This window comes from Vibrio sp. 2130-1 (assembly GCF_033339515.1).
Map to the genome: position 1 here is coordinate 1 of NZ_JAWOUT010000133.1, position 891 is coordinate 891.

Annotated in this window: 1 protein-coding gene; it reads left to right on the top strand. The window is 45.6% G+C overall.

Going from position 1 to position 891, the window contains the following annotated elements; translation table 11 throughout:
* The coding region (gene htpG / locus R7Q09_RS24705; RefSeq protein WP_318143767.1) for a molecular chaperone HtpG at nt 1-891 on the top strand (891 nt) is incomplete at both ends.

Consider the following 891-nt stretch of genomic DNA (forward strand, 5'->3'; position numbering starts at 1 on the left):
TTGGTTTCTACTCTGCATTTATCGTTGCTGATGCGGTGACCGTGCGCACTCGTGCAGCAGGTTTGCCAGCAGATGAAGCTGTGCAATGGCATTCTGCGGGCGAGGGTGAGTACACCATTGAAAACATCACTAAAGAATCTCGTGGTACCGACATCATTCTTCACATGCGTGACGAAGGTAAAGAGTTCTTAAATGAATGGCGTCTGCGCGATGTCATCAGCAAGTACTCGGATCACATCGGCATTCCTGTTTCTATCCAAACTGTAGTGCGTGATGAAGACGGTAAAGAGACAGATGAGAAGAAGTGGGAGCAAATCAACAAAGCTCAAGCGTTGTGGACGCGTAATAAAGCAGATATCTCAGATGAAGAATACCAAGAATTCTACAAACACGTTTCACACGATTTCGCTGATCCATTGGTGTGGAGCCACAACCGCGTAGAAGGTAAAAACGACTACACTAGCCTACTTTACATCCCATCGAAAGCGCCATGGGATATGATGAATCGTGATCATAAGTCAGGTCTGAAACTGTACGTGCAACGTGTGTTCATTATGGATGATGCTGAACAGTTTATGCCGTCTTACCTGCGTTTCGTACGTGGCTTGATTGATTCAAACGATCTGCCACTCAACGTTTCGCGTGAAATTCTACAAGACAACAAAGTGACTCAGTCGCTACGCAATGCATGCACGAAACGTGTACTGACTATGCTTGAGCGCATGGCGAAGAATGATGAAGAAAAATACCAATCATTCTGGAAAGAGTTTGGCCTAGTGTTGAAAGAAGGCCCAGCGGAAGACTTTGCGAACAAAGAGAAAATTGCAGGTCTGTTGCGTTTTGCTTCAACAGAAGTTGATTCTGCGGAACAAACCGTTGGTCTCTCATCCT